An 8251-nucleotide genomic window follows, 5' to 3' on the forward strand; every position below is an offset into this window, starting at 1 on the left:
ACTAAAAGAAGAAGGATAGATGGTAGCTTGAAACGCCATGCTAACCATTGTGCTAGAATTCCTAAGCCTAAGATGGAGGTTATGTATATCCCGAAATTAATTCCAATAGAATCGAACATTGAATTGCAGTGTGGGTAGTGAAGTCGGTGTTAGATTGTCGCTCTTAGTAAAGCTATTTACACCAAGGGATTCAGTGTAAAGTTCTCTAAATTGCGGCTGATGTGTTCACGATGTCATTGCCTGCTGGTGAATTGCTAGATTTTTCGTGATAAATATCGTTTGCTCCCTTGACGTCACGAGTTGAGTTGGCCAGTGTGGACATTCGCCTCATATGCTATGTGATAGCTATATGAACGTTGCCCATTTTTCCAATTAGAGACCCAATTTTTAAGAGCCCGTGTATTCAAACGAAGATTATTTGTTAGAGCTGATTATTGAATCAGGACTGATTAACCATGACGATATTCTGTCAGCTAGAAACCAACTTTCTGGGGCTGAGAGTGTCGTTGAGCGATTGATCAGTGAAAATAAAGTCTCTGAAGACCAAGTGGCACATGTTTGCGCCCAGAGCTCGAGTATGGAGTTCATTGACCTGCGTAGTACAGCAATCTCACCCGATATGTTTGATCATATTGCTGAAGATATTGCTCGGAGGTTTCGAGTGATCCCTGTGAGTGATGATGGCTACACCTTGACCGTGGCTATCTCTGACCCCTTGAATTTTGAGGTGCTCGATACTCTGCCTCACGTGATTGGACGTGAAATCAGTCCTATTTGCGCCTCTGGTAGCGCGATTGATCAGTGTATCCAAATCAACTATGGGGGGGGGGAGCATCAAGAAGAAACATCTGATGAAGAGTTCACCTTCGGTGATGAACAGGAAGGAGCAAGTGATGCTCCTATCATCAAGATGGTGCAGCAAATTTTCACCGAGGCCCTTAAGATGCGCGCGAGTGATATCCACATTGAGCCATTGGAGGCGTCGCTCCGTATCCGTTACCGAGTGGATGGTAAATTGGTCGAGTCAGCCACCCACCCGAAAAAACTACTCCCTGCGATTATTGCACGCTTGAAGGTGATGAGTAGTACCATGAGCATTGCTGAGAAACGTCTACCTCAAGATGGACGAATCCAGCTCAAATCAGGAAATAAAGAGATCGATTTACGAGTTTCTAGTGTTCCTAGTAGTCATGGTGAGAGTATTGTTATGCGTATTTTGGACAAGTCGGCTTTGGTGTTAGGCTTGGGTGAATTGGGCTTCTTATCAGATGACCAAGAAGATTTTCGTCGTTATATCAAGCTTCCTGACGGCATTATCTTAGTCACCGGCCCTACAGGTTCAGGTAAGACAACAACTCTCTACGCCTGCCTAAACTACATCAACAAGCCTGACCGAAAGATCATCACTGTTGAAGATCCAGTGGAATACGAAATGCCTGGTATCAACCAGGTTATGGTGAAATCTGATATAGGCATGACATTCTCCGCAGCGCTGAGGGCTATGCTTCGGCAGGCCCCGAACGTTATCATGATTGGAGAGATTCGTGATTCTGAGACCGCAAATATTGCGATCAATGCATCGCTAACAGGTCACTTAGTATTTTCCACGCTGCACACGAATGATGCACCAAGCGCGGTTGCTCGTTTAGCCGATATTGGTGTGAAGAAGTTTTTGGTAGCCTCCGCCGTGCGCGCCATCATTGCGCAGCGATTGGTTCGTAAGCTTTGCCCAGTTTGTAAAGAACCTGCTGTGCTGGACGAGCGAGAGATGAGGGTGTTCAACTTTGATCCTACCCAAGAAATGGACCACACTATTTATGGTCCTGGCGGTTGTGAGCAGTGCCGCAGTAAAGGATACAAAGGCCGAATGGGTATTTTTGAAATTTTAGAGATCGATGACGAAGTTCGTCACATGATTAACCAGAATCTTACTTCTCCACAGCTACGCAAAAGAGCCCGAGAGTTAGGTATGCGCACCCTCCGTGAGGATGGTATTCGTAAGGTGCAGGCAGGCCTGACTTCTGCCTCAGAAGTTATCAGTGTGACAATGTCTGATCAGGCATAGCAGCGTATCACGAAATCTAACAAATTTAACATATATAATGGATAACCAACAAGTTTTAGAAATCTTCATTGGGCGTGGTATGGTAGATAGATACCTAGCTCAAGATATTGAATCTACAATGGAGACCACCGGTAAAACGTTGGCTGAAACCCTAGCTGACTTTCAAGTTATCTCGGGGAAAGATGAAATCTGGTCAGTCATTGCTTCCGAACTCAGCGCTGAGCTCATTGACTTAAATTATTTCGACCCACCAGCGGAACTTCTTGCTATGGTGCCCGCTGGTATGGCTAGGCTTCACGGCTGTTTGCCTGTGAATGTCGGCGCCGAAGGCCTACATGTTGTTCTCAGTGACCCGCTTAATCCGCAAGCCGCTGAAGATCTGCGCTTTGCTTTAGGCAAGGAAATTATCGTAGCGGTGGCTCCCGACCATTTGGTTGAAGAAAAAATCAACGCATTCTACGTTGGTGGAGGTAGCGCTACAGAGGGATTGCTCGATCAGATTGATTTAGTAACCAATGCCGACGGCACAGAAGATGTGGCATCTGAAGCAAACTCAGCCCCGATTATTCGATACGTCGACTTGGTTATGTTCCAGGCAATCAAAGAGAAAGCATCTGATATTCACTTTGAACCATTCGATAGAGATTTTAAAATTCGTTATCGCGTGGATGGTGGCTTGTTTGAGATGGCCCCACCGCCACCGCATCTGGCCAAAGCAATTATTTCCCGCGTAAAGGTCATGTCTAACATGAATATTGCTGAGACTCGCGTGCCTCAAGATGGTAGAATTGTGAAGCAAATCGGTGATAGGCAAGTAGATATGCGTGTGTCTTCGCTCCCTACTCAACATGGTGAGAGTGTCGTGCTGCGTATTCTTGATCGAAGTAGTGTGAACCTAGATATGGAGTCAATAGGCTTGCCTCATCATGTCTATAAATACATGGACGATACCATTCACAAACCCAATGGAATCTTTGTGGTTACCGGTCCTACCGGTGCAGGTAAAACAACAACGTTGTATGCTGCGCTCCGAAAGATAAATACCATTGATGCTAAACTTCTCACTGCCGAAGATCCTGTGGAATACGACATCGATGGAATTATCCAAGTTCCTGTAAACGATTCAATTGGCCTGGACTTCTCTCGTATTTTGCGTGCGTTCTTGCGTCAGGATCCTGATCGTATTCTCATTGGAGAAATTCGAGATAAGGAGACTGCTCAGATCGCAATTCAGGCGTCGCTAACTGGCCACTTGGTTCTAAGTACCCTTCACACAAACGATGCACCTGGTGCGGTCACTCGACTTGTGGATATGGGAGTTGAACCATTTTTGGTGGCTGCTTCACTCGAAGGGGTTCTGGCTCAGCGATTGGTGAGAACCATTTGTTCTAGCTGCCGTGCTCCATATGACCCAAATGAGGCAATTTTGAATCAGCTCGGAGTATCTCCTCATGAATTAGGCGATAAAGAATTCTACACTGGACGTGGTTGTGATGTTTGCGGTGGCAGTGGGTACAAAGGGCGACAGGGATTATTTGAGCTACTCGATGTTACAGATTCTATAGGGGAACTTATCATTGAGCGTGCTCCGACTGTAGTTCTTAAACAGAAAGCAATCGAACTTGGTATGCGTACGCTCCGCGAAGATGGACTAGCTAACATCTACTCAGGGAGAACAACAATCGAAGAGGTACTTAAGTACACTTAATTATTATGGGATATCTGTTCTTTAAGCTTTTCATAGGCCGCAAAACTCTCCACGTTAATATCCTATAATTTATAGACTCTACATATATGGCAAATTTTCAATACTCAGCGCTTGATGCGAAAGGCGATCAGACGACAGGTGCTGTACAAGCTGGTAGCGAGGCAGAAGCTATTCAGCAATTACGTAATCAAGGCTTATATCCTACTCAGGTAGTAGAAGAAGGAAAAGGAAGTATTTTGGCTCCTGGTGCTAAAGGTAGGTCAAAGGCTCCTTCGGTAAAAGGCAGGTCACCAGCTAGAGCTAAGATGAAATCCAAGAAGGCCGTCGGAGGCAAAGTGAAGCCGAAGGTTTTGATGATTTTTACACGTCAGCTAGCAACGTTGATCGAGTCAGGTTTGCCTCTTATGCGAAGCCTTACCGTTTTGGCTAAGCAGGAGCCAAATCCAGTGTTGAAAGGTACGTTGAACTCGCTTGCAGATTCTGTGCAGAGCGGTGCGACATTCTCAGAGTCACTAGCCCAGCACCCTAGGATCTTTAACAAGCTTTTCGTAAATATGGTGAAAGCTGGTGAGCTCGGTGGTGTTCTGGAAGTCGTGCTCAACCGTTTGGCTGAATACATGGAAAAGGCTAACAAGCTTAAAAATAAGATTGTTGCAGCAATGGTGTACCCATTGATTGTTATGTTCATTGCCGTTGCGATCTTGGTGTTCTTGATGCTTGTCATTGTTCCTAAGTTTAAGGAGATGTTTGACGAAGGTGTCGAACTACCTAAAATCTCTCAAATTGTATTCGGTTTCTCTGACAACATGATTGCGAGTACAGCTGGTATTCCAAATGCAGTATGGTTATTCATTCTAGGTTTTGGTATTTTTGCTGGTACAAATGTATGGGGTAAGACTACAGGCGGTAGAAAAGCTCTAGATAATCTTAAGCTTAACGTCCCGCTGTTCGGTGACATTCAGCGTAAAAGCGCTATTGCCCGGTTCAGCCGCACACTCGGAACTCTTGTGACATCTGGTGTTCCAATCCTACAGGCATTAGCGATCACTCGTGAAACTGCAGGAAACGTGATCATCGCCGAAGCTGTGGACCAGGTCCATGATGCAGTGAAGGAGGGTGAGTCTATTGTCACACCACTTCAGGCAAGCAGCGTGTTCCCTCCTATGGTGATAAGTATGGTAGATGTTGGTGAGGAAACTGGCCAGCTACCTGACATGCTACTTAAGATTGCTGATGTGTATGATGATGAGGTAGATGGAGCTGTTACAGCTCTGACCTCTATTATTGAGCCGGTAATGATCGTTTTCCTAGCTGGTATTGTTGGATCAATTGTCTTTGCGATGTTCTTACCTTTGATTAAGATGATCCAAGCAGTCGGAAGCTAGACTCGAGGTTCATAGAATACATTTATCAACTGCGAATCTGGGGGACGGGATTCGCAGTTCTTTTTTACCACCATTAAGAAAATAACTCAGTATGAAGAGATATAAAAAACTACCAATCCGTACTGGATTCACTATTATAGAGATCCTCACCGTGATTGTGATTCTAGCAATTCTCGGAGGCATTGGCTTCGGTACGTACATTACCGTAATTAGACAATCTAAAACCAGCCAAACTGAAGTGATGATTGAGAATATTAGTTCTATGCTGGAAGCTAGAGTCAATCAGGGGTTTAGCAAAGATGATCTAGATGACTTAAATGGGATAATTGATTCGAGTACACTCTACCCGACTGGGGACGGGTCGGACACTAGCTCTGAAAACCTCTATGCAGTTCTCTCTGGTGATTACACTCTGACGGGAAAAGTTGACGACGATAGACAGCCGATGTTTCCACAGATTGATCCTGAGTACGCTGGTAAAGGCAAGTATGTGAATAAGGACCGTCTACTGATCGATCCTTGGCAGCGTCCGCTGCGTTATGAATATGATGCTTCGGGGGCTACACAGCTTCACAATAACGTCGAGAACGGCTTCGATGTTTGGTCACTAGGGCCAGATGGCTATGACTTCGGCGAAACCAATGAAGATGGCGCAGATGGTGGACTTGATAATATTACTAATTGGTAAGCTCATTTAGACACTAATATAATTGTTAAAAGCTACCTCAGTGAGGTGCCTTTTTTCTGGCTAGAGTCTTATAAGCTTTACAGTTGCTTGAATATGCGGTTTCTCACAGTCAGAATTTATTTGTTAAGAACTCTTAGTTATAATCGAGGAGTGCAGTAGATTCGGCCATCCGAATAGAGATTCATGGGACTACTGAGCTGCATATGCGCCTAGTCTATGAACTTTATGAGACATAAAAATATTCAAACTATGTAATTTAGCAGCACTGCTGCTGGGTTGCCATGAACCATGAGCACTAAAAAGACAGCCACTAAAAAAGTGGCACGTAAGCGCACTAGCAAAAAAGATATTGAGGCAAGTTCTGTTGAGACCACAGCCGAGTCCGCTCCTGTGAGCACTGAAAATGTGGAAGCAGCTCCAAAGAAGCGCACACCACGCAAGACCACTCCTAAGACTGTTACAGAGGAATCTACAGCCACTGTTCCCGCCGTAGCTCCTGAGCAATCAGACCGCAAAGAGCCAATTCAAGGTGTGCGTGATGCACGCGCTCAAAAAGGTGACGACGATACTGCGAAGCCTGAGGCTCAAAATGCAGGTGTGCAAAAACCTCAGAATGACGATAACGCATCTGATGGTGACCAAAACCAGCAAGGCAAGGGACGTAACCGTAGAGGTCGTCGCAACCGCAATAATAAAGGGGACCAACAACAGCAGGCTCAACAAGTGCAAGCGCCGAAGATCGACGCCAAAGAACTAAGCAAAAGAGCTTGGAAAATTTTCTTAAGTGAAGTCAGTGAGGAAGGTCTCGCACTCATTGGTGACAAAGAAGGTCGTGAACTATCCAAGAAGAGTTTCCGTCTCGCTGAAATCTTCCTCGAAGAGCAAGGGCGACGACGCACACCAAAACCGCAGCCACAGCAACGCCGCCGTCAGAATCAAGACGCAGTAAGTCCTGCTGCTGAAGAAGTGAAGCCAACTGAAGAGGTAAAGGCTTCAACTGAGGCTGCTAAAGTTGAAGCTCCTAAAGTTGAGGTTGCTTCAGCACCTAAGAACGAAGAGTAAACTCAGCTTCGACAGTATTTGGATATCCAAAGCGTGACTCAATCGAGTTGCGCTTTTTCGTATCTAGAGATTGCTTCATTTTGGCAATTGGCCATGATACTCGCTTAGTCTAGTGACTCACCTCTTGCAGATGCTTGGCAGCTCACTTGGAGATTTCCCCAAGTGATCAATGGTGGACTAGGTGTGAGGTGTGAACGGGGTTATAAGGCTTGGTGAAGAATGGAGGCTTCCGTGCGAGGTCTTTCACTCAACGATGATGCCGAGTGTCAGAGGTACATGCGGAGCTTTTTTAGTCATGAGCTCGATGTGGCTGACTTCGACTCATTGCAAGCAATGATTGCTTGAGGCCAAAGGTTGGGGAGCTGACTTGCAGTTTGGTGCCGTGTCGATTTCCACGTTTCGGTTGGTCGGTTTGGTAAGTATCTGGATAGCTCGCGGTTCTGCATGCGCATGATTGGTATAGCATTCTCGCGGCTGCGGCTATCAAGAAGATCTATGGTGTGCCCATGGTGTTACACATTCATTCGAGCCAGGTTGAGCGCATGGGCTCATATACGCGGGAGGAATCGAGCACTGGAGCAATGTCGGGTAGATCTGACAGATGTCGTTATGACAGTTAGTAATATTTCAGCATAATCTCTTCTCTCACTTAGCAATGATAGCGTTCCAGTTGGGAAAATGTATGTGGTGAAGAATGCTATTTGTCCGTTTACTTTTTGTTGGTAGGTTTTGTTCACAAAAGTCACCAGAGTTGGGGGTAGTGGTAGTTCGTGAGCTGTTTGAGACGGTAGCCAGACTTGCGTCTACTAATCCGTGGGAGAGGGTGAACTACTGGCGGCTATGCGCAAGCTGATAGACTTCTATGGACTGGAGCACAATCTTCAATTACTGGGGTAGCTGAGTATAGCTGGTGTCGAGTTTATCTATAGGCCGCTTCGGCATGCACCTGCTTAGTTCTATAGCTGAGCTATATGGAAGGTTAGCTCTTGAGGCTGCTCATTCGTGTCTTGGAGTTATTCTTTCTGATCGATGTGGAGCTAAGAAAACACTGTGAAGTGTATGTGTCGTTGGGTATAGAGATGTGCATGCTTGGGTCAAAGGCATTAGCCGCCTGATAGAGAACAAGCAAATGCACCAAGATTTAGTTAGACGTGCATAAAAAGAAGCAGCGTCTCGCACATGGCAAGACGCTGCTGATGAGATTTTAGCAATTTATGCTAAAGTGAGGGTTTAGGCCTTACGGCCAAAACCAGTCACTACTGGAAGGATACAGATAAGAGTCCATGCTGCGATTCCTCCGAGTACCAACTTGTTAGGGCCAGCTTTAGCTTCGGATTTAGTGA

At 45.7% G+C, this 8251-nt stretch carries 5 protein-coding genes; all 5 read left to right on the plus strand.

Features of this window, described 5'->3' with window-relative positions:
- Positions 1-397 precede the first annotated feature (397 nt).
- The 5 genes from ABGY95_RS01660 (at position 398) to ABGY95_RS01680 (ending at position 6908) form a co-directional block, all read left to right on the plus strand.
- On the plus strand, positions 398-2065 hold the full coding sequence (locus ABGY95_RS01660) for an ATPase, T2SS/T4P/T4SS family (protein ID WP_347439940.1): 1668 nt from the start codon (positions 398-400) through the stop codon (positions 2063-2065).
- 37 nt (positions 2066-2102) lie between these two features.
- A complete protein-coding gene (locus ABGY95_RS01665; RefSeq protein WP_347439941.1) occupies positions 2103-3773 on the plus strand; it encodes a GspE/PulE family protein in 1671 nt (556 codons plus the stop codon).
- Positions 3774-3859: 86 nt separating this feature from the next.
- A complete protein-coding gene (locus ABGY95_RS01670; protein ID WP_347439942.1) occupies positions 3860-5158 on the plus strand; it encodes a type II secretion system F family protein in 1299 nt (432 codons plus the stop codon).
- 91 nt (positions 5159-5249) lie between these two features.
- Complete coding sequence (locus ABGY95_RS01675; RefSeq protein ID WP_347439943.1) at positions 5250-5846, plus strand: prepilin-type N-terminal cleavage/methylation domain-containing protein; 597 nt, start codon at positions 5250-5252, stop codon at positions 5844-5846.
- A 288-nt stretch (positions 5847-6134) separates the two neighbouring features.
- Positions 6135-6908, plus strand: a complete 774-nt coding sequence (locus ABGY95_RS01680; protein WP_347439944.1) for a hypothetical protein — start codon at positions 6135-6137, stop codon at positions 6906-6908.
- Positions 6909-8251: the final 1343 nt, after the last annotated feature.

Source organism: Rubritalea sp. (assembly GCF_039830215.1).
Classification (GTDB): domain Bacteria; phylum Verrucomicrobiota; class Verrucomicrobiia; order Verrucomicrobiales; family Akkermansiaceae; genus Rubritalea.